This window comes from Alteromonas sp. 38, assembly GCF_902506055.1.
Classification (GTDB): domain Bacteria; phylum Pseudomonadota; class Gammaproteobacteria; order Enterobacterales; family Alteromonadaceae; genus Alteromonas; species Alteromonas lipotrueae.
Genome location: NZ_LR733300.1, coordinates 2292640 through 2315443 on the forward strand (window position 1 = coordinate 2292640; position 22804 = coordinate 2315443).

A 22804-nucleotide genomic window follows, 5' to 3' on the forward strand; every position below is an offset into this window, starting at 1 on the left:
GCTGAACACAACAACGTTGAGAAGCGCTATTTCACGGCGGCCGAAGCTTCTGTTAATTCATCGTCATTTTTCTGTTCAAATGTGGGAAAGTTGAACCATATCGCCAGTAAGCCAAACACAAAAATAAGCATGGGGTACCAGCAATAAGGCGTAATGGCTAGCGGCGATATACCTACTACCGCAGCGGCACTTAATAACTGCGCACCATAAGGCACTAGCCCTTGAAAGCTACAAGAGAAAATATCGAGTAGTGATGCAGTACGACGAGGATCTACCCCATACTTTTCGTTTAAATCGCTCGCGATAGGACCAGCAGTGACAATTGCAATGGTATTGTTAGCGGTGGTTATATCTAAAAAGCTTACCAAGCCAGCAATGCTAAACTCTGCGCCTTTTTTGCTGGTAACGCGCTTGGTTAAGCGGTTTATCAGCCAGTTAATTCCACCGTTTGCATGCATCAAGGCCACAATCCCGCCAATGGTAATGGCAATCATGGCGAGGTCTTGCATCCAGCCCATGCCTTTTTGAATGCTGTGCATCATAGTAAGCACTGTGAAACTGCCTTGCATTAACCCCACCACACAAGCAGTTGCAATGCCCACTGCCAATACAGTAATAACGTTAAAACCGGTTAGCGCGAACCCGATAATGAATAAGTAAGGCAGTATACGCCATGCATCGTACTCTTTGGTGTCAATAAGTTCTGAGGTATCTACATCAACAAAGACGAGTAGTAACACCATGGTGGCAAGGCAAGCTGGTAACGCTACCATCAAATTTGCACGAAATTTGTCTTTTAGCTGTACGCCTTGGGTTCGGGTGGACGCAATAGTGGTGTCTGATACAAACGACAAATTATCACCAAACATAGCGCCGCCCACTACCACACCTAGGGCAAGTTCAACAGGTAAGCCTAAGCTATTTGCCAGCCCAGCCCCTATGGGTGAAAGCGCGGTAATGGTGCCCATTGAAGTCCCCATGGCAAACGAGATAAAGCAGCAAATTAAAAATAGCCCGGGTAAAATCATGGAGGTGGGTACAAATTGCAATGCCATATTTACCGTAGCATCGCGAGCACCTATATCGATGGTGACTGCGTAGAACGCGCCTGCAAGAAGAAATATCAGCACCAGTAAAATAATGTTTTTATCACCGCCGCCTTTGCAAAACGTTTGTACTTTTTCTGAGAAGCTTACCTTTTTACCTTTAGGGTTTAAGCATAAGCCGTAACCTGCACTAATAAAGAACGCTACTAAAATTGGCATAGCAGTAATATCGTTAGTAATAAGCCCTGTAGCTACCACCAAAACAACGAATAATAAAATGGGTGTTAATCCCATCGGGTTAGGTAAAGGTTGGCTTTTTGAATTTGATTGCTGCACAGAAAACTCTACTTCTTTAGATCGGAATGGGCTCGGCGAATGGCCGACAATTAGTTTACCTATAATACGCGTTACGTATAAACGATTATGTCTAAACCCGTTTATGTAAGCGCGTTTGTTTAAGCAAGCTTTCGCAAAAACAAACGAAAGGATAAAAGGTTTTGCACCCAATGCAAAGTAAATTAACGGGCGCGAAGCTCACTTGGGGTCAAGCCAGTTAACCGTTTTACCGCACGGCGAAAATTAGGGAGGTCGGAAAAGGCCATTTGAGAGGCGCTTTGTTCGTTGTTTAGCTTTTTAAGCGCCAGTAATACTATTGCTTGTTGCCGCCGGGCTTCTTCGCTTAGCCCACGATACGTGTAGTGATGATCGCTCAGCTTTCGTTTTAACGTTGCGGTACTGTAACCCAAGCTTTCAGCTAAATCCGCTAAGCCTTTTTGTGGCTCCTGCAACGTTAAACTTCTTATGTAGTCGAGTAAACTCAGATGTGAAGGGGATTGGGTTTGAGGTTGCTGATACTCTGCACTCTTCCCCCCCTCACATTTATGATTGGCGTTTTCGTCATAGCCACTTTCAACACACGTACTTTTCTCAATAGCAAAAGGAAAAGGACTCACCATACAAGATTTGGGAAGCGTTATAGACATTAACGGCGCATTGAAAGTAACTCGAAGCCCCAGGTAAGTCTCAAAATCTTGAACATTGCGCGGTCTATCGGAATCCATTGTAAAGCGTAAAGGTAAACGAGTGCCGGTCCACTGCTTCAACAAGGCCACCAGCATAGATAAATACAGCTGGGCAATAAATGGCCACAGCTTTTGATTACCTTTTTTTTCACACCCCATGGTGTCTTGTAACACCCATATGTATTTATCTTGCAGGGTAAAGCGCTTAAACGATACCAAGGGAATACTTCCCCAACGTATTGCGATAAGCGTTTCAATCGCTTGCTCAAGGTTTTGGCTATGTTTAATATCGGCTAAATCTGCACGCAGCCATACCCCACCTAAACTCTTTCCTATCAGAAAGCTAACATCGTTACCTTTGCATTGCCCTCTTACATTTGACAGTAAGGCAATACATTGTTTAGCGCTAATACGTGTATTCACCGTAAGACTATCGTCAAAAATCCCTGTGCCGCGAAGTATCTTGTCTTTACTTGCTCCTCGGGGAATGGCGACGTCGAGCACAGCGTTTACAAGGTGATACGCGGGTATCACCTTGTCCGACTTAGTCACTGGTACAATCGTAAGTGCTGGTGTTGAATTAGCTATCACTATGCAGCGTTCCTGCTACCGCTTTTAGTGCCGGATTTACTGCGCTTATTACTCCCATCAGTACCATCAAGCCTATCGCCGTCTTCAAGCTGAAGTAGTAAATGCTGCAAGGTAGCGTTTAGCGAAGCTTCCACACCAAGTGGCGCCACCACTGCACGCGCACTGGTATAAATGGCAGCCGTGTCTTCCTTATAGCGAAACGCCACATGGCCGATACTTGCTCTAACTTCTTTAACGATACCTTGTGCTTCAGCTTCATTCACATTAGGCAGTAATAGCGCGAACCTATCGCCGGCATACCGACAAGCTAAATCTTGTTGTCTCAGGTTCATCACAACCAATTGGGCGACTTCGTGTAAATAACGGTCGCCTTCGGCTTGTCCATAGCGCCGATTAAAATAAGAAAATTCATTAATATCGATAATGGCCACATAGCCACTATTCCCAGACGCTTGCAATGCGGTAACCCGTGATTGCCAGTAATCGCCTCGATACAACTGGGTAATAGGATCGATTTCTTGGTGATCTCGATAGTCCCATTCACGGCGGCGAAGTTGCATGTTGATTGCACGCTGTTCTAAATGCCACAGATACAGCGCGGCTGTCATTATTATCATGCCGATTGCAGCAGGTATCGACTCAATCATGCTAAGCCACACAGCAGACTCAGGATAACGTAAAAACTCATCAAGCAAGTCGAGTGTCATTGAGAAGAGGAAAAACACTAAACCTACAATTAGCAAGCTGGTTACCTTGCCAGGAGGCCGACTGGCCAACACGGCTACAATCCAGCCTAGCGTCAGTAGCACTACACTGCCCTCACCCACAATATCTAATCCAGATATAATGGCGAGTGGCTTGGGGTTGCCAAAAGTTAGGCTTAATGAGCTAGCCAGTGCGACGATAGTAAAAGTAAAGAATAGCCAGCCTTTGTGGTGGCTAAACTGCGTGGCATTTCGTAACGTAAACATGAAGTAGCACTCTTATGGGTAACAAACTGTGCTTTTTACGACATCGCTGATAAAAGCAGCCGGAAATAAGCAGTAGAACAAGAATTAGGGAATATCCCATTTTTAACCTAATTGTCGAGGGTCAGTTTGGCTCACCAATGTGACAAATTGGTGGCAGTGCACCTTTGAATTTAAAAATATTAACAAAATAACTAAATTTATTAGTATGTTACCAACAGGTCAATTTAGCTCACTCTTCTTTCATTTAGTTCATATTCGCTATTTATGCCAGTGTAGATAGCGTTCTCGTCATGTAACTGTCATATCAGCTTTTTACCGTACGTGGGCATCGCACACTTAACTTATGGATTAAGAATGAAAATTAAAACCCGTTATTCCACGTTACGCATTGCCTGTATTGCCGCGCTTGGCCTTACTTTTTCTCATCACGCTCTGGCCGCGAATGGCGCTATTACCGGAACCCTAAACGACGCTGCAGAGGCGCGAGTTTATGTAGGTGCTAAGGTAAGATTGGTAGAGCTGAACCTCATCACAGAATCTCGACGCGACGGCAGCTTTCGCTTTTCTGGTGTACCAGCGGGAACCTATACATTAGAGGTGTCGTACCTAGGTGAAGACACCGTTACGCAAAAAGTTACCGTTAATGACGACGCCACGGTGCGACCGGCCATAGAGTTGGGGCAAGGTGACGAACTTGAAGAACTATTAGTATTGGGGCAGCGTAGTAGCCAGGCCAGTGCCATAAACCAACAACGGGTATCAGACCGTATATCAAATGTGGTATCTGCCGATGCTATAGGGCAATTCCCCGATCAAAATGCCGCTGAATCATTGCAACGTTTACCTGGCTTGTCGATTGAACGTGACCAAGGTGAAGGTCGTTTTGTAGGCATTCGTGGTATCGATCCTAACTTAAACAACGTAACCATTAATGGCTTAAACATTCCTTCACCAGAATCTGGTGTTCGCTCTGTCGCCTTAGATGTTATTCCCTCTGAGCTAATTCAAACCCTTGAAGTGTCTAAATCGGTTACCCCTGATATGGATGGTGATGCTATTGGTGGCTCAGTGGAAGTGACCAGTGTCAGCGCTTTTGATAAGCAGCAAGACACCGCGAGTATTACTGTGCAAGGTAGCCAAAATGACTTACGAGACGAAGTAAGCCCAAAAGTATCAGGCACCATTACAAAAAAACTAACGCCCGATTGGGGTATTGCTGCCGCTTTGTCGTACTTTGACCGTGATTTCGGCTCAGATAACGTTGAAAGCAATGGCGATGACGAGGTTGAACAACGTCAGTACACCATTACCCGTGAGCGCTTAGGTGGTGCTGTAAACCTTGATTACCGCCCAGACTTTAACAATCAATACTACCTTCGTACTCTGTACAGCGAATTTTCAGATGAAGAATACCGTTTAAGCAATACTTTCACCCTAGACGGCGAAGATTCAGAAATTGAGCGTGGCAGTAAAGACAGAAAAGAAACCCAAAGTATTTTTACGGTAGCCCTTGGCGGTGAACATCAATTGCAAACTTGGAAAGCCGACTGGCAATTAGGCTATGCCAAATCTGATGAAGATGAGCCAGACGCGCTTTACTATAACTTTGTCACTGAAAACGACAGCATCGATGCAAACCTAAGCACCATTCGCCCTGCTATTACACAAGATGCAGACGCCATGGACTTATCAACGTACGAGCTAGATGAAATTGCATTTGAAGATAACTACACCAAAGACACCGAAACCAGCTTCAAGCTTGACTTAGCGCGCCCTGTAAACTTTGGCAGCTATTTAGGTGAGTTAAAATTAGGGACTAAATACCGTAGTCGTGAGAAAGACAGAGACAGCAGTATTTTTATTTACGATGGCGATTTCGATGAAATAAACCCTGCTGATTTCGGTGATGATTCACCAGAATACACACTAGGTGATTTTGGTCCGGGTTTGTCTCGTTCCTCTATGCGTGATTACTTTAACACTAATCGCAGTGCACTAGAGCTCGCTGAACTTGATTCAGAGATTGAATCTAACGGCGCCACCTATGTGAACGAAGAAGATATTTTTGCCGCTTACGTAATGGGTAGCGTTAATATAGATAAACTTCATATTGTTGCCGGTGTGCGCTACGAGCGTACCGAATTCAGTACATCAGGCATGCGTGTTGAACTTATTGAAAATGAAGAAACCGATGTTGAAGATGTGGTAAACACGGTATGGGAAGCTGAACGTGACTACGATCACTGGTTGCCCAGCATTAACGCCCGCTACGCGTTTTCAGACAAACTTCAACTTCGCGCCGCTTACACCCAAACCATTTCACGCCCTAAATTTGAAGATGTTGCAGCGTTTCAAATCATTGAAAGTAAAACCGAAGAAGACGACGGCGTGTTTGTGACCGAGCGTGAAGCTGAAGTGGGCAATCCTGAGCTCCAGCCCTATGAAGCACAAAACATTGATCTTTCTTTAGAATATTACCCAGGTGATATCGGCGTACTTTCAGCAGGCTATTTCTATAAAGATATTGATAACTTTGTAGTGTACGCCGACGTAGCAGGCACTGAAGGCTGGGAAGATTACGATGAAGCTATTCAAGCAATTAACGGTGAAAGTGCCAGCTTACACGGGCTAGAGCTTTCATGGGTTAAAGCTTTTAATAACGGTTTTATTATGTCGGCCAATGCCACCTTTACCGATTCAGACGCCACCACATTCTTAGACGGTGAAAAGTTTGAAACCCAATTACCCAACCAGTCAGATACTATCGGCAACCTTACCTTTGGTTACGAAGCCAACGACTTTAGTTTACGTTTAGCCATGACCTACAAAAGTGAAAACTTCGAGGAAATTGATGGCGATATGTTGCGCTACGAAGACGAGCACGCTCAGTTAGACTTTACTGCTAAGTACTATATTAATGATGACATGCAAGTCTATTTCAACGCTATCAATATCAATAATGAGCCGTTTTATAACTACTTCGACTCGCGCACTAACAATGCACAATTTGAAGAATATGGCCGCACGTTTGAGCTAGGTTTCACATGGCAAATGCGCTAAGAAACACCACGTATATTTTGTTTTTAAATAAGATATACGTTTAACACTAAAGCTATTAAACACAACACATTGGGCGCGCAACAGCGCGCCCTCATCAGAGATATATTCATGCGCGTATTACTGCTTCTTGCTGCCTTTTTGTCACTCGCGTGCCAAGGGCAAATCACATCACACGATTATTACCATCAACACCAAATTAGCAACCTAACTGCACAAGACGATGCTTATACCTTTTTGGTTGTAGGTGACTGGGGCCGCAATGGCCATTTTTATCAGCGCGATGTCGCCAAATGGATGGACATTGCCAGCTACCAACTAGATGCAGAATTCATCGCCACAACAGGCGACAACTTTTATGACAACGGAGTGGCGTCTGTTGAAGACCCATACTGGCGTACCTCATTTGAAGACATTTACCATCAACCTCATTTATTCGTAGATTGGCACCCTGTGTTAGGTAACCATGATTACCGCGGCAACTGGCAAGCACAAATCGACTACAGCAAAATAAGTCGACGCTGGGAAATGCCAGCGCAGTATTATAGTAAAACCGTCGAACTAAAAGACGGTACCACCGCGCTTATTTTATTTATTGACACCAACCCGCTAAATCCAGATTACGCCACAGAAGCAAAATACCAAGAAGCTTATAAACAAGGCTCAACAAAGCAATTAGCGTGGATAAATAAAATGCTATCAGCGAGCACCGCTAAATGGAATGTTGTGATAGGACACCACCCGATGTATTCAAGTGGAAAGCGCTACGGTAATACCAGCGCTATTAAAGATGTACTCGAGCCTTTGTTACACCAGCACGGTGTTGACGCCTACATAGCGGGTCACGAACATGATTTGCAGCATAACCAGTTACCTGACGACGCATTGGTACATATTGTATCTGGTGGAGGTTCAGAAGTACGCCCAGTAGGACATTACGACTTTACTCGTTTTGCTGAATCGACGGGGGGCTTTGTGGCGGTAAGTATGACTAATAACGAACTTGGGTTTACCTTTATTAACCACAAAGGGGGCGTGATTTATCGACATAAAGTACAAAAGCCTAGCGCTGAAATAATAGGAACTGGCAATGAATAACACGCAAAGCAAACTTACAAGGATTACCTTACGAACACGACAGTTAGCTTTTTGCTTTGCTGCTATGGCAAGTGTTAGTGCCCCTGCTGCCGCGCAGCTAAATACAATCGCTAGCACTTTGCTAGATTATGCGAGCAGTAACACAGCCCCTTTGAAAGAACACAATGTGGCGGTATTAACTGCGGCCGACCTCACGCTAGTAGAAAATACCGCTGTTGTTGGCATGGGTTCGGTGGCGACATTCGAGGTAAACGGCAGAACAATAAACATAACAATAAGCGAAACCAATGGCTTAACCGTTTCTGACAACAAAAATTTGCTCGCGACGCAAAAAGGCCACTTTGTTGACGCAGGAAGTTACCTAGCTGTTGACGAATCAGGGCACACTAACAACGCCTATATTCACACCTTGGTGTTTGATATAAATAGCCAACAAATTCGCAGCTACAGAATAGGTACTGAAAATAGCCAAAACCACACTGTGAGTATTACCCAAACATCAGCGACTGAAGTGAAAGATTCAGAAGCGTTGTGTAGCGCAAATATAGGCGGCAAATTGCAGTTCATCAATATAGATGCTTTGGGCATGCTCACCCAATATTTGGCGCTCCCCGATAAAAGCGATAGCACACACACCGTTTATCATTTACGAACTCTGGCTATTGGGCCAGGTATAAAAAGTTGCGCGCTTGGGGTTAGTTACGGAGCAGATCAAGAAGGAGCAGCGCAAAGAGATAAACGTCACGTTGAACCAACCATTTACTTGGCTGACGAGTATGCCGGAGTATGGGCCATGCCTGCAAATGCAGAAGCTGAGGTTGAGCGTTCGCTTATTTTCAACCAAGCCGATACGCCTGTAGAAGGTGTTGCTACGCTTAACGGGCTGGACGCACACACCTTGATTATGGGCAAGCCAGCGTCAGAAAACCCAGTTTTACAGGGCCAAGTTACCGCATGGGTAAGCCCAGAACACAAGGGGATGTGGCTACACAACACTTGCGCCACAACTTTCTTTGGTTTTGATGTGAACATCGCCCCAGAAGATATCGCGCTGTCGGTAAAAAGCGATACGGTTTACGCCAACATTTACGATGACAACTCAGGCAGCACGTTCACCACCGACATCACCCAAGCTATAGCAAGGCTCAATACTTGCCACGAAAGCGCCCCATCTCTAGATAAAAGAACGCTTAACAAGACACCCATAGTAATAAACGAAAATCTCACTATCGAGACACCCATCACAAACGATGACGTATCTACTAACAAGACACCCATGCTTTCCACTATAGAACTGCAGCCTATTTATGAAACCGATGTGGTGGAAAATTATGGTGATGCAGCAGATGATCCGGCTATTTGGGTAAACAAAAGTCACCCGTCAAAAAGTTTGGTGATTGGCACTAATAAAAAAGGCAGCCTAAATACCTACAACTTAGAAGGCGAGTTAGTGGCATCTCACAAGGTAGGACGCGTAAACAACGTGGGCGTGGCATACGACTGGGCACCAGAACACGATATTGCGGTGGCAAGCAACCGAAGCAGTAATAGCATGTCGGTCTTTTTCATCGATAAAAAAACTGGTGAGCTAACCTTTAACACCAACCTCCCTACCCCACTAACCGATATATATGGGCTGTGCGTCTTTACAACAAATAACCACACTCAGGTATTAGTAAACAGTACTGATGGCCGGTACTTACGCTATCAGTTGAACCCTCTCACAGATGTGAATAGTAAGGCCAGTGCGAAAACTAACAGCAAAACTGACAGAGCAAGCCCTTCTCTGGTTTCTGCCACCTTGATTCACGACTTCCACTTACCGTCTCAGCCGGAAGGTTGCGTTGTCGACACTGATACGCAAATTGCCTACTTGGGAGAAGAAAGTGCAGGCATATGGGCGTTGGATGTTTCTGAGGTAAAAGCAAAGTCCTCATCAATGCTTAATAAAACGATTAACCAGACACCCACGCTTATTATTCCGATTGAAGCACCGGTTACCGCTGACATCGAAGGCTTGTCGTTGTTTGATGTAGACGGTGTACGCTATCTTATTGCTTCTAGCCAAGGCAATAATCAGTACGCCGTGTATGAAAGCAAGGCACCTTACCGTTTGATGGGTATGGTAAGCATTGGTGCAAATTATGATAACGGCATTGATGGCGTGTCGGAAACCGATGGGCTTGAAACCACAAACGTCAATCTGGGTGGGCTATTTAAAAATGGGCTATTTGTAGTACAAGATGGAAGAAACGTAATGCCTAGCCAGCGGCAGAACTTTAAGTTAGTGGCGGGAGATGACGTAGCAGGTGCTATTCGTACTTTTGTGATCACTCGTACTCGGTAACCAACTTTTGATAAATCCCATAGGAACAATAAGTTAAACTATAAAAAAAGGGTAAGCGAATTGGCTTACCCTTTTTTACTCTCGGACTGCTTAATTACACACCACATGCTAGCTGGCGCGCTGATAACCCGATCGAAGTTGTACGTCTATTGCTCTAAGTACTGCCGTTCGGTTAATACTTCCAACCAACACGCCATCGTCATCAACCACAGGGTAAACGCGAGGCTTATCTTTGATAAGTAATTGGGCAAGTTCTATTACCGACAGATACGGTTTAATAACCACAACCGGTGCTTTCATTATTTCAGCCACCCGGCAAATCTGCTCTCGGTAGTAACTTGACGCTATCATTTGGGCAATGCAATCTTGCTCAGACAAAAAGCCAATTACCTTACCTTTAATATCAATCACTGGGCCTCCACTTTGCCCGCATGCCAACAAAGCCTCTACGGCTTCGGCCACCGTCATATCCCCATTTAATTTAACGGGGTGAGTATTCATATAATCACTGACTAGCAACGATTCCATATTTCTCTCCCAGCCGCGGCGTCTTTATTAGATTTATACAGCGTGAAGACGAAACGGCACTGCTTGTTATAGTAATGATGTAACGCAATGTTATGTTTTTGTAATCAAATTATTTTGTCACGCTTTAAGCCTAGTAGACTATGCCTCTGACAGCTACTTTTTCTATTCAATTTCACTCACTAAAGTTTGATTTTAACTCGCTGCTTAAAGCAAATTGCGCACTTACCACAAATGTCGCACGGCACACTCGCCTAGGCTGGTTTTAACGCATTCAAAATCGCGGAAACCTCGTTAATAGCGTCGGGCAATGCATTGTCTATTTCTAGCATTTTTTCATCCTTGGCTAATCGCTCAATATGACTAAAACGACTTTGCACAAGCACAGCGCCAATATCTCCCGCCATACCTTTAATAGTATGAGACAACAACTTGATGGTGGGTACATCTTTGTCTTTTACAGCAGCTTTGATTTCGTCACATTTTCGAGGTGCACTTTCAATAAACATTTCACATATTTTATCGAACAGAACCTGGTTATTAGCAAGTCGAGACAAGGCGCGTGACTTATCCCAAACGGGCGTGTCGCTTCCTTGTGATGTGGATGGAGCGAGTATCGAAGAGGATGTCGAAGGCTCAGTAACGCTCGATGACGCTGCCAAAGCGGGACTTTCACTTGCGGATTCGCCATGTACTGCGTGTGTTTCGCCCAGTACTGATTTACCTAAAAATTGCGGGCTGTAAGTAGACTGGATCCAATTGATAATTTTAGGTTCTACCATGCTCGCCACTATAGGTTTAGTGACGTAGTCACTCATGCCTGCCGCAATACACTTTTCCTTTTCCCCTAACATCGCATTGGCTGTCATCGCAATAATGGGGATTTGCTGGTGCACTTGCCCCGCGCGGCCATCTCGAATAGCTTGAGTACTCGCATACCCATCCATAATGGGCATTTGGCAATCCATCAAAATACAGTGAAGATAATGCCCCTCTTTTTCACACTGCTTTACAATATCTAACGCCTGTTCACCGTTACTGGCAATTTTCACCGAAACGGGCAAATTATCAAGCACCCCTCTCGCCACCTCTATATTGATAGCGTTATCATCGACTATCAGCACATGAGCGCCAGCTATACTCTCTTTTTCGATATTCGTCGCATTCGATTCAACTTGATGTGCAGGTTGATTTTCTATTAGCTCAGAAGAGGAGCTATCAACGACTTTTAAGAATTCAGATTTCAATAAGGGCTTTGTTAAAATAGCGGGTGTAAAATTGGCGTAATACGTGGCTTGCTTTCCAATACTTTGCAACATACAGATGTGTGGAATGGATATTTGCTTTTCCAAGTTTTCCCAATGTTCGTCTACTACCGACAATACGGGGTTGTTGTAATCAGTGACTATTACATCAATGGTATCCCAAGAAACCTCCTCGAATGAGACGATGTCGGTATATGTCTTTACAATGCTAGCACCTTCACTAGTGATTAGGGTTTTAATATTTTCTGCAAGCGGTGGATACTGGGCAAACACAGCTAAACGTAACCCATCCATTTTATTAGGTAATTCCGAATTTTGCTGACTATCATTCGAGGACACATCATCTACTGCAACCCAAAACGAAAAGGAACTTCCTTGGCCTTGCGTGGAAGAAAAATCAATATCGCCGCCCAATAACACACTGAGCTGTTTACAGATAGATAAGCCGAGCCCTGTGCCGCCAAAACGTGTAGCGACTGAGGCGTCTGCTTGAGTAAAGGCAGAGAAAAGCTTTGACTGGTGCTCTTTTGCAATGCCAATGCCTGTATCGGATATCGATACATGGAGCTGAACTGTAAACTTATCAGTGCTTTGAAGTGACGCGGTGAGAGCCACATGTCCCCGTTCTGTAAATTTGATGGCATTGTTCACCAAGTTGCTAATAATTTGAGAGAGTCGATGTGGATCTGACACCAAAGTTTCAGTTTTTAATCCTGTTGTATCTACAAGAAGCTCCAAACCTTTGTTGTGGGCTCTTACAGCCAGTGATGAAGATAAGGTTTCAATTAAGTGCACAGGATTAAACGCTTGCACGTTCAAGTCTAATTTCCCCGCTTCAATTTTCGACATATCTAATATGTCATTAATTAAAACACTCAAGTTGTTACAACTCACATCCATCATGGCCGCAAGCTGTTCCGCCTTAGCAGAAAGAGGCTGACGTTTTAACAAATTAAGTGAGCCGACTATACCGTTTAAAGGTGTTCGCATTTCATGGCTTATGTTGGAGATAAACGCGCTTTTTACCTGGCTAGCCTGTTGCGCTTCATCGCGAGCTTCTGCCAGTTGCTTAGTGCGGCTCTGCACCTTTTCTTCAAGCTCAAAATTAATTTTTTTAATCGCATGCTGAGTATTTCTTTCTTCAGTGATGTCCCTTAACACCACTGCCACGCCTGAATATTGCCCCTGCTCACCCCATATCGGGGAAACTGTAACAGCTAGGCAATTCTGAACTCCTGATGATTGTTTATATAAAATTTCATCCTGAAAATAGCCAGTAAGCGCCACTTCAGCATTAAGGTATTTGTCCCAAGATATTGATCTTATAGATGCAAAAGCACTGTAGTGATGGTTCAAAATTGTCGAGCTGGGTAGTCTAAACAATCGCTCAGCGGCCATATTCCAGCTTTTCACTATGCCAGCAATATCCATACTGACTATGGCGTCGCTAGACCCTGCCACAATGGCTGCCGATTCTCCGCGAGCTTCCGCCAGTTCAAAGCTCTTTTTGGCACTTCGGTGAAAGAACAGCAATACCGCTACGAACAAAATAGACATTGCCAAAAGAAAACCGTAAACAGCCAATCGCCTTTCATTCATTAAACCGATAATGATGTTAGCCGGTAGGGCAATATGCACGTAAACAAATTTCTTGCCCGGGGAGTTGCTTACCACCACTTTGCGACTCGCAATGAACACTTCACTGACGACACCATCCACTCGTTTATTTGCGTGCCTAGCACCTTCAAAAACAGGGGAAGCAAATTGCGTTTCCCAGGTGGATTCTGGCGCAAGGTCTTTACTGAAACTGAAACGTTTTTGAGGGTGTAAAATGAAGAAGCCTTCGTCATCGGTGAGATACAGCTGCTGGGGAGAAGATACGAATTGAACCATGCCAGCTAACGCAATGGAGGTATCGATGTTCATGATGATAAAGCCATACCTTCGGCCGCTTTCGCTAAAAATGGGCAATGATAAGCGCAATACAGGCTTGTAAGGGTACTCCACTTTGCCGTATTCGCGGTTAAGGCTGATACCAGACATATACAGTTCATTGCGAGATAATTGGGCACTTTCTTTGTAGTAATCTCTGGTACTTTTTACTTGAAGATCCCTATCAGCTAAGGCTGATATTTTGCCGCCCGATCGTTCTACACGTAGTATCTCCTTGCCATCATCATCTATGCTGATAATTCGTAATTGATCAACTTCTTCGTTATTTTCTATAAAGGCGATAAAAATTGTCTCTAAACGTTTTTTCCAAAGGTCAAAGCTGGTATTTTCTTCAGGATCTACCCCGGCGTTTTCAGTTGCACGGGGAATGCCAGAAACAGGCGGCGTGGCGTGTAGAAATTTTAAATCATCAGCATATTGAGCCGCTTGACGTTGTGTAAACCCCTCTATCTCACTCGTTCGATGATTTAACTCTGATGACACATCATCTAAAACGCTTTTCGAAAGATTGCTTTCGAATAAAAAAGCCAGTATCACAGTAACCAAGATTGCCCCTACAACAGCGAAGCCCAGCATTTGTCGGGAATACTTTGCTCCCAGTTTCTGTTTTATAACCGCTGCCAAGGTAAAATACATTCCAATTATCTGATATACATTAAAAACTAGTTTCACATTTACAGATTCGCAAGTTATGGATTAAATACGTTTACATTAGCTAGGTTTGGTATTCAAACCCACGCAGTGTACACTGCCAACATGATGTCACTTATTCAAATAATGTAACCTAGAACATGCACGAACCTAGCTTTCTTTGGTACGATTTCGAAACTTTCGGTACCAGTGGTCAAAAAGACTTACCCTGTCAGTTCGCTGCCATTAGAACCGATCTGGATTTCAATATTATGGGTAAGCCCATTAATATTATGAGCGCAATTGCCAACGATTACTTGCCCAATCCTGAAGCCTGTTTGGTTACCGGTATTACGCCCCAACAAACCTTACGTGATGGCTCTAACGAAGCTGACTTTGCGCAGCGAATTTACCAAGAAATGTCGACACCCAACACCTGTAGCTTGGGGTTTAATAGCATACGCTTCGATGATGAAGTCGCTAGATTCTTATTTTACCGAAACTTCTATGACCCTTATTCCAGAGAATGGCGAAACGGAAATAGCCGGTGGGATATTATAGATTTAGCGCGAGCATGCTACGCACTGCGTCCTGATGGCATTAACTGGCCAACTCGCGAAGATGGTACGCCTAGTTTCAAACTAGAACACCTGACCAAAGAAAACGGCATAAGCCACGAAAACGCACACGATGCATTAAGTGATGTGCATGCCACTATTGCCTTAGCAAAGTTGATCAAAGAAAAGCAGCCTAGGTTGTTTGAATACGCTTATTCGCTTCGCAGTAAGCATAATGTCGCTAACCAGTTCGATTTAACTAAGCCTTCCGTACTGTTGCATATTTCAGCTAAGTTGCCCGCAAGCCAAGGGTGTTGCACTTGGATCATGCCTATCGCTAAACACCCTACAAACAGCAATGCGATTATTGCCGTAGACTTGTCAAAGCCTATCGATAGCTTACTTAACGACTCCCCTGAAGAAATAAAAGCTAAACTTTACGCGCGCCAAGAGCCTGGCAATGATGCCAATACCTTGCGCCCAGGCTTGAAGCTTATTCATATTAACCGCTCTCCTTTTGTAACGACCGCTAAAGCGATGACTGAAGATAATGCGCATAGATTAGGATTAGACAGAGACACCTGCCTTGAAAACTACCGCATTTTGACGCAAGAGCGTGAATTAGGCATGAAGTTGTCAAAAGTGTACGAAAATGACGCAGACGAGAAAGAACAAGATATCGACCACGCCCTTTATAGCGGTGGTTTTTTAAGTACCGAAGATCGCCACTGGTGTGACAAAGTGCTGGAATCAAGCCCAGAACAGCTTGGCGCATTAGCTGAAGAGACTCAACATGTAGGGCTTAGGACTCTTTTGTTTAGATACAGAGCAAGAAATTACCCGTCTACCCTTACCTACGACGAAACCCTTAAATGGCAAAGACATAGACAAGCGCGTTTAACCGACTCTACCTCGTCTGCTTCGATTACGCTCGAGCATTATATGAGCACGCTAGAACGCCTTGCTCATGAACATGTTGATGACCCCGAGAAACAAGCGATCTTAAGAGCATTATTTCAATATGCCGAAAACCTTTGACGAGACGCAATGAATCGCATTAAATTAAACTTATGTCTAATGCATTATTGTTCCTACGATAATGCATAAACATGCTTAAGTCTGCAGCGTTAAGGTCGATATTGACTATAGAAAAGAAAGTAAGACTGCTCAAAGGATGAATGTAGTAATGAACGGCGTAACCATAAGCTTCGATAAAACAAGAACCTATATAAACCTGACGCTAAACCCGTCTGAGTTTTCTAAAGAAATAGACATACGCCAAGTAAAAGCGGAGTTAGCAACCGGTGAAACCAAACGGTTATACATTTCTGATACGGCTTTAAAATCGGCCTGTGATACCGCCAATCATTACTTCAAAACCGGCGATAATACTGTTGTTCAAGAGCGAGTTGGTGAACGAAGAAACGCCGAAATAGAGTTTCGTATTCCCGAAGATGCAATGGCGGCCAATCTTGTGATCACGTCGCCCTACGGTGGTAAATTACCCGCATTAAATACCATTAAATCTTTAGCAGCGAAAAACAATGTACATCGCGGTCTTGGAACAAGAGCCATTGAGGCCATGTTACTGGAAGCACGAAAATCACCACCGGGCGCCATTATCGAGCGCACAGTAGCAAAAGGCCTACCGGCTAGGAATGGCCGTTCATCTCGATTTATCCCTTTAGTCCCTAATGCTCTTGAACGTATCTTGAAGCCGCAAACCAACGAAGGTGAGCGGGTTGATATGCGAAACTTAGGTGAAGTTATCTGCGTTAAAGTAGACACCCCTGTTCTTCGTCGCACAGAACCAACCTCAGGCAGAAGTGGTTTCGATGTACGCGGTAGCAAGCTACCTCCAATTCCTGGTGAGTGGGTTGAATTTCGCAAAGGCACCGGAACTGTTCAGGCCGATGACGATCAAAATTTATTAGTGTCATCAATTGCAGGTATGCCCAAATACCAAGACCAAACCATGAATATCGACGACACCTATATTTGTAACGGAGTTAATGTGGGTACGGGTCACGTGAATTATGAAGGTGCAGTGCTGGTTAATGGTGACGTAACAGAAAAAATGCAAATAAAAGCAGAAGGTGACGTTACCATAAATGGTTTCGTAGAGTCTGCTCACATTGAATCTGGTGGCGATATCATTATTACCGAAGGCGCTATGGGGAAAGTAAATGACAATGCAGGTGAATTCAACTGCCACCTTATAGCGAAAGGCAGCATTCACGTTCAGCACGGTCAAGGTATTGAAATTCAGTGCTCGGGAAATATTACCGTTGGCCGCCAATTGGCTTATAGCAAACTTCACTGTGGTGGCGCCGTTATTGTGGGCCAAATAGACAAACCTATGGGCAACTTGTTTGCTTGCGACATTGTGAGTCAAGATAGGATAGAAGCCGGTACCCTTGGTGCAGTGTCTGGCAGCATGCTCAAAGTCGATTTTAGCCCCGGTTTTGCACAGCTACTTGAACGTAAAGAGGCGCTAGACGAACTTGTGCGCCAACTTCGTGAAAACAACAGCAAGCACAAAGAAAAAATTGATATTTTGAAAAGTAAAAAAGTGCCGAAAGAACTTAAAGCAAAAGTGACAGAAGCGCTTGAAATGTTCAATAACGAAAACGCGTTGCTTGATTGGATTGAAACGAAAGTGCTGGAAATAAGCGATGCGAAAGTTCAGTACCAACAAGATATTAAGCTTATTGCCAATAAGAAACTCTATCCTGGTGTAACAGCAAAATTGAACAATCGTAATTGGCGTTCAGAGCGAGAGTATGAAAGAGCCCACATTCATTATGATTCTCATCAATGGCATTACGAGCCCATCATTTAAACCGTTAAAATAAGCTCTAATCACTACTAGTTAAAACCGCAGCGGGCTCAGCAACGCTTTCATCGCACGCTAGTCTGCGACTGAAACTTTCGCCTTGCCCAGTCTTTTTGAGTGATACAACGCTTTTGTTGTGCGCTCAAACCAATCGGTGAAGTTTTCACTCTCTTTTAGTTCAGATAAACCCGCACTAACTTGCATATCGGCATTGTCGGTAAGCACATCTTGGTCGATACATTCCACCAGGCGATTAGCAAGAACCCGTCCGGCTTCTAGGGCAGTTTGGGGGCATAAAATGATGAACTGCTCGCCTGTGAAGCGTGACACAACATCTACTTCTCTTACGGTTGCAAGACATTGAGACGCCACCTGCTTTAGAATATTTTCCCTGTCGAATTCATTTAATTCGCCCCGACAATCACGCTTACCCCCAATCTCCACAACAATTAATGATGCGGTGGTATGAAAGCGGTGGAAGCGGGAGATTTCCTCTTCTGCCTTCTGAATCATATGGTTGCGGTTATACAGCCCAGTCAGTGTATCGTGGGCTGACAAAAACTCTAGGGTACGATTCCTGTCTAACAACGTAGTTTGCAACGACTCTATTTCGTCATTTTTCTGCTTTGTTAAACGCCTAAATTGTGACACTGTTCTATTGCGCCACACCAAGCAAACAATAGCCATCAATACGAAACATGTAGTTACCAGTAATTTGAAATAATCCTGCTCATAGCGAACCTGTACGTTATTCCACTGCTTATAAATATCAACCTTTCTCTTCTCTGAGATAGTGGCTATCGCAGTATTTAAAATAGGAATAATATCGCTGGAAGACTTATTAACACCAAACGCAAGTGAGTCGAACGGCTCGGCATAACCCACAATACTCACGTTATCTATCTTTTGATTATTGATATGTGTATTTACGCTTAATAATGAGCCTACCATAACGTCGATCTCACCTCTTGCCAGCTCGGCAAGCCCTTCACTTTCCGTTTGCACTAACTTCAGCCTTAGCTCTGGATAATGCCTAGATATGTACTCTACTTGCCTGTAACCCTTCACTACCCCAACTGTTCTATGACCAATACCTGCGTAACCTTGCAAAATAGGTGTTCCTGAACGGGCAACCAAAATATTGGGTGCTTCGAAGTAAGGCGTGGAGAAATCGAGAAATTGTTTTCTAAAGTCAGAAACATTCAGCATAGAGAGTATTTGGCAGTTCCCTTGCTGTACGAACGCTAAACTTTGTTCCCATGATTGAGTTGGCACTAGCTTAAAGTTTAAGCCAGACAGCTCTGAAATAGTGTGAATATAATCGGCAGAAATACCAACATGGTTATTATTTCGTATGGCTTCATAAGGTGCCCAGTCGGGATCGACACAGTACGTCACTTCACGAGGAGCCGTGTTATTGGTCGATTGCGTTTGAGAGACGTTCTGTTGAAGCGCTTGTGCTGCTATTTTCACTGAGTAAGAAAGCGTAAGCAACATTGCTAAGAAGACAAGGCGTAAACACCTGAAAGAAATCAAAAAGACCACCTAAATACAAATACGTAAAATGCGAAAAATCGCACACCAGAGTATCTAACTTAGCGCCTGCAAATGCAACATCGGTCTAAACTAAAAAATCACGATACCAGCACATTCAGCCAAAATTTAGGCAATTTACCTGCCATTTCGTTTCATAGTTGCTAAGTGTCAAAATAACAGTTTAATAAATAGACACTTTTCAATAATAAAGTGAACCTATTCAACGACGGATAATGAACGCGTTATTAGAATAATTAAAACACAAATGGCACCGGTTTGCGGTGCCATTTTCTAAAAATCATGCTTTTTTTTGACGTCAATCAAGCATGCTTATAGCATTTCAACAGCAAGCGCTACGCCTTCCCCGCCACCAATACATAAAGAGGCAATGCCCTTTTTCGCTTTCTTTTGGTTAAGTGCATGCAGCAAGGTGACCAAAATCCGCGCACCCGACGCACCAATAGGGTGACCAAGCGCACATGCCCCGCCTTTTACATTCACTTTACGCTCGTCTAATCCCAGCTTTTGGATAGCCAACATCGTTACCATGGCAAAAGCTTCATTAATTTCGAATAGGTCGACCTCATCTTTAGACCAGCCAGCTTTTAAGAGCACATTTTCCATCGCTCCAACAGGTGCTACCGTGAAATTTTCTGGCTCAATAGAATGTGTGGCATGCGCTACCACTTTAGCAAGCGGAGTTAATCCCAGCGCGTGCGCTTTAGATTCACTCATAACTAGTAACGCCGCCGCACCATCGGATATAGAGCTAGAGTTTGCCGCGGTTACCGTACCATCCTTTTTAAACGCAGGGCGAAGGGATGGTATCTTTTCTGGCCGCGCAGAACCTGGACCTTCGTCAGTATCAACCACTACATCGCCTTTGCGGCCAGAAATAGTCACGTTCACGATTTCATCTTTAAAACTACCACTGTTAATCGCTTCATGGGCTTTTGAAAGCGAACTAAGCGCGAATTCATCCATTTCAGTTCTGGTAATGTTTTCAGCATCGGCAGTATCTTGAGCAAAACATCCCATCGCCTTGCCATCATAAGCATTCTCAAGACCATCTAACATCATATGGTCGAGTACTTGTCCGTGCCCCATGCGATAGCCTGTTCTTGCTTTTGGCAACATATACGGCGCATTGCTCATACTTTCGAACCCACCAGCTACAACCACTTCAGCACTACCCGCCTTAATTAAATCATGAGCCAGCATTACCGCTTTCAAACCAGAACCACACACCTTATTAATGGTTGTTACGCCAGCACTAAGAGGAAGGCCTGCGCCTAACGATGCCTGACGAGCGGGTGCTTGACCTAAGCCTGCGGGTAAAACGCACCCCATTATAACTTCATCAACTTGGCTAATATCGAATGTATCACATACCGACTTAATGGCAGTGGCACCTAGTTCGGTGGCGGCCACCCCAGACAGACTTCCATTGAAGCCCCCCATTGGTGTGCGCTTCGCTGCTACGATCACTACTGTTTCACTACTCATCACTTGAACTCCTAACCATCTGTAATTTATGGAATAATATTCAACTAACTTTACTTTCGTATAAAAATGTAGACACCCATGTTTAGATAAGCGAACTATCTCACATATGAAAAATTGACGTTAGCAAAATGTTACTTTACCTTAACGTAAAAGGTAATTAACGTTAACGTAAACCTCAATATATATAGTGTCAAGAATCCCTTTTCATTCAGGGATAGTCTTTTTGTAAACAGCTTAAGACAACGACATCAGTCCAAAGGTACGTGTTATGAATAACAACGAGAAAGAGTCGGTATTCGCCATAGGTGAACTGGCAAGAGAGTTCGATATAACTCACCGATCCATCCGCTTTTATGAAGAGCAAGGGCTACTTAGCCCCAAGCGTACCGGGCAAAACCGTGTGTATGACAATAAAGATAGAGTGAGATTAATGCTCATTCTTAGAGGGAAACGACTGGGATTTTCCTTAGCAGAAGTAAAAACCCTATTTGAAATGTACGACACCAACGCCAACTCCGCTGTTCAGCTAGGTACTATGTTGGAAATGACCGCACAAAAACGAGCTGTACTTCATCAGCAACTTGAAGATATTCAAAGCCTGATGCAAGAACTCGATGAAGTAGAAGCACGATGCCGTGAAGAGCTAGCGGAATTAGAACAAGGAAAAATTGCATGAATACCTCCTACCCTACATTAAATTTTGATCTTGGCGAAGATATTGATTTGTTACGCGATCAAGTCTTCCAATTTGCACAAAATGAAATTGCCCCGTTAGCAGAAGAAGCCGACGCTAACAACCAATTCCCTAACGCATTATGGCCCAAGCTGGGTGAAATGGGTTTGTTGGGGGTTACGGTTTCAGAGCAATTTGGCGGCGCCGATATGGGTTATTTAGCCCATACCATAGCAATGGAAGAAGTGAGCCGCGCATCAGCGGGTATTGGCCTGAGTTATGGCGCGCATTCTAACTTATGCGTAAACCAGATTTTTAGAAACGGCAACGACGAACAGCGAGAGAAATATCTGCCTAAATTAGTGTCTGGTGAGCACATTGGTGCGTTGGCCATGAGTGAGCCCAATGCAGGTTCAGATGTGGTGAGTATGAAACTACGTGCACAAAAGCGCGGTGATAAGTACATCTTAAACGGCAATAAAATGTGGATCACCAATGGTCCAGACGCCCATACCTTTGTGATTTACGCAAAGACAGACCCACAAGCCGGTCCCAAAGGGATCACCGCATTCATTGTAGAACGTGATTTCCCTGGGTTTACCCGTGCACAAAAGCTCGACAAATTAGGCATGCGTTCATCAAACACCTGTGAACTTGTGTTCCAAGACTGTGAAGTACCTGAGGCAAATATTCTGGGTAAAGAAGGTGAAGGCGTACGGGTGCTCATGAGCGGGCTAGATTACGAGCGATTGGTACTGTCTGGAGGCCCCTTGGGCATTATGCAAGCCTGTATGGATGTGGTTGTCCCCTATATTCATGACAGAGAGCAATTCGGTCAGTCTATTGGTCAATTTCAACTTGTTCAGGGCAAAGTTGCCGATATGTATACCCAAATGAACGCGGCAAGAGCGTATGTGTACACCGTTGCAAAATCTTGCGATCGCGGTGATACCACCCGTAAAGACGCCGCTGGTGCCATTTTGTATTCTGCAGAATTAGCCACCAAGATGGCCTTAGACGCTATTCAGCTTTTAGGTGGTAATGGTTACATCAACGAGTATTCCACTGGCAGATTATTAAGAGATGCCAAGTTATATGAAATTGGTGCGGGTACCTCAGAAATTCGCCGGATGCTAATTGGCCGCGAACTGTTTAACGAATCAAAATAATAATTATAACGTGTCAGTTCAG

At 44.2% G+C, this 22804-nt stretch carries 14 protein-coding genes; 7 read left to right on the forward strand and 7 right to left on the reverse strand.

The window, feature by feature from the left end; all coding sequences use genetic code 11:
* Positions 1 to 26: 26 nt before the first annotated feature.
* The 3 genes from FLAVO9R_RS09965 to FLAVO9R_RS09975 form a co-directional block, all read right to left on the reverse strand.
* Positions 27 to 1340, reverse strand: coding sequence for a Na+/H+ antiporter NhaC family protein (locus FLAVO9R_RS09965; RefSeq protein ID WP_159534546.1), 1314 nt, complete (start codon positions 1338 to 1340; stop codon positions 27 to 29).
* Between the two features lie 224 nt (positions 1341 to 1564).
* Positions 1565 to 2659, reverse strand: coding sequence for a helix-turn-helix domain-containing protein (locus FLAVO9R_RS09970; protein WP_159530908.1), 1095 nt, complete (start codon positions 2657 to 2659; stop codon positions 1565 to 1567).
* On the reverse strand, positions 2659 to 3630 hold the full coding sequence (locus tag FLAVO9R_RS09975; protein WP_232370622.1) for a GGDEF domain-containing protein: 972 nt from the start codon (positions 3628 to 3630) through the stop codon (positions 2659 to 2661). Before FLAVO9R_RS09975 ends, FLAVO9R_RS09970 begins: the two co-directional genes overlap by 1 nt.
* 354 nt (positions 3631 to 3984) lie before the next feature.
* Here FLAVO9R_RS09975 and FLAVO9R_RS09980 point away from each other — a divergent pair, with 354 nt between their 5' ends.
* The 3 genes from FLAVO9R_RS09980 to FLAVO9R_RS09990 all read left to right on the forward strand — a co-directional run bounded on the left by FLAVO9R_RS09980 (position 3985) and on the right by FLAVO9R_RS09990 (position 10132).
* A complete protein-coding gene (locus FLAVO9R_RS09980; protein WP_159530910.1) occupies positions 3985 to 6690 on the forward strand; it encodes a TonB-dependent receptor in 2706 nt (901 codons plus the stop codon).
* Positions 6691 to 6798: 108 nt separating this feature from the next.
* Complete coding sequence (locus FLAVO9R_RS09985) at positions 6799 to 7785, forward strand: purple acid phosphatase family protein (RefSeq protein ID WP_159530912.1); 987 nt, start codon at positions 6799 to 6801, stop codon at positions 7783 to 7785.
* Positions 7778 to 10132, forward strand: a complete 2355-nt coding sequence (locus FLAVO9R_RS09990; protein ID WP_159530914.1) for a phytase — start codon at positions 7778 to 7780, stop codon at positions 10130 to 10132. Before FLAVO9R_RS09985 ends, FLAVO9R_RS09990 begins: the two co-directional genes overlap by 8 nt.
* A gap of 108 nt (positions 10133 to 10240) precedes the next feature.
* Here FLAVO9R_RS09990 and FLAVO9R_RS09995 read toward each other — a convergent pair whose 3' ends face one another.
* Both FLAVO9R_RS09995 and FLAVO9R_RS10000 read right to left on the reverse strand, forming a co-directional pair.
* Positions 10241 to 10660, reverse strand: a complete 420-nt coding sequence (locus FLAVO9R_RS09995; protein WP_159530916.1) for a CBS domain-containing protein — start codon at positions 10658 to 10660, stop codon at positions 10241 to 10243.
* A 251-nt stretch (positions 10661 to 10911) separates the two neighbouring features.
* Positions 10912 to 14499 carry an ATP-binding protein gene (locus tag FLAVO9R_RS10000; RefSeq protein ID WP_159530918.1) on the reverse strand — a complete coding sequence of 1196 codons (3588 nt, stop codon included), beginning with the start codon at positions 14497 to 14499 and terminating at the stop codon, positions 10912 to 10914.
* A gap of 167 nt (positions 14500 to 14666) precedes the next feature.
* Here FLAVO9R_RS10000 and sbcB point away from each other — a divergent pair, with 167 nt between their 5' ends.
* A complete protein-coding gene (sbcB, locus tag FLAVO9R_RS10005; RefSeq protein WP_159530920.1) occupies positions 14667 to 16100 on the forward strand; it encodes an exodeoxyribonuclease I in 1434 nt (477 codons plus the stop codon).
* Positions 16101 to 16248: 148 nt separating this feature from the next.
* Positions 16249 to 17904, forward strand: a complete 1656-nt coding sequence (locus FLAVO9R_RS10010; RefSeq protein WP_159530922.1) for a FapA family protein — start codon at positions 16249 to 16251, stop codon at positions 17902 to 17904.
* Positions 17905 to 17973: 69 nt separating this feature from the next.
* On the opposite strand, the gene FLAVO9R_RS10015 is transcribed toward FLAVO9R_RS10010, so the two are convergent.
* Positions 17974 to 19434 carry a diguanylate cyclase gene (locus FLAVO9R_RS10015; protein ID WP_232370623.1) on the reverse strand — a complete coding sequence of 487 codons (1461 nt, stop codon included), beginning with the start codon at positions 19432 to 19434 and terminating at the stop codon, positions 17974 to 17976.
* A 330-nt stretch (positions 19435 to 19764) separates the two neighbouring features.
* Positions 19765 to 20940, reverse strand: a complete 1176-nt coding sequence (locus tag FLAVO9R_RS10020; RefSeq protein WP_159530924.1) for a thiolase family protein — start codon at positions 20938 to 20940, stop codon at positions 19765 to 19767.
* 268 nt (positions 20941 to 21208) lie between these two features.
* On the opposite strand from FLAVO9R_RS10020, the gene FLAVO9R_RS10025 reads away from it, so the two are divergent.
* Both FLAVO9R_RS10025 and FLAVO9R_RS10030 read left to right on the forward strand, forming a co-directional pair.
* The gene (locus FLAVO9R_RS10025) at positions 21209 to 21616 is read left to right on the forward strand and encodes a MerR family transcriptional regulator (RefSeq protein WP_057792458.1); all 408 of its coding nucleotides are present in this window, start codon (positions 21209 to 21211) and stop codon (positions 21614 to 21616) included.
* On the forward strand, positions 21613 to 22782 hold the full coding sequence (locus FLAVO9R_RS10030; RefSeq protein ID WP_159530926.1) for an isovaleryl-CoA dehydrogenase: 1170 nt from the start codon (positions 21613 to 21615) through the stop codon (positions 22780 to 22782). Before FLAVO9R_RS10025 ends, FLAVO9R_RS10030 begins: the two co-directional genes overlap by 4 nt.
* The last annotated feature ends 22 nt before the right edge of the window (positions 22783 to 22804 follow it).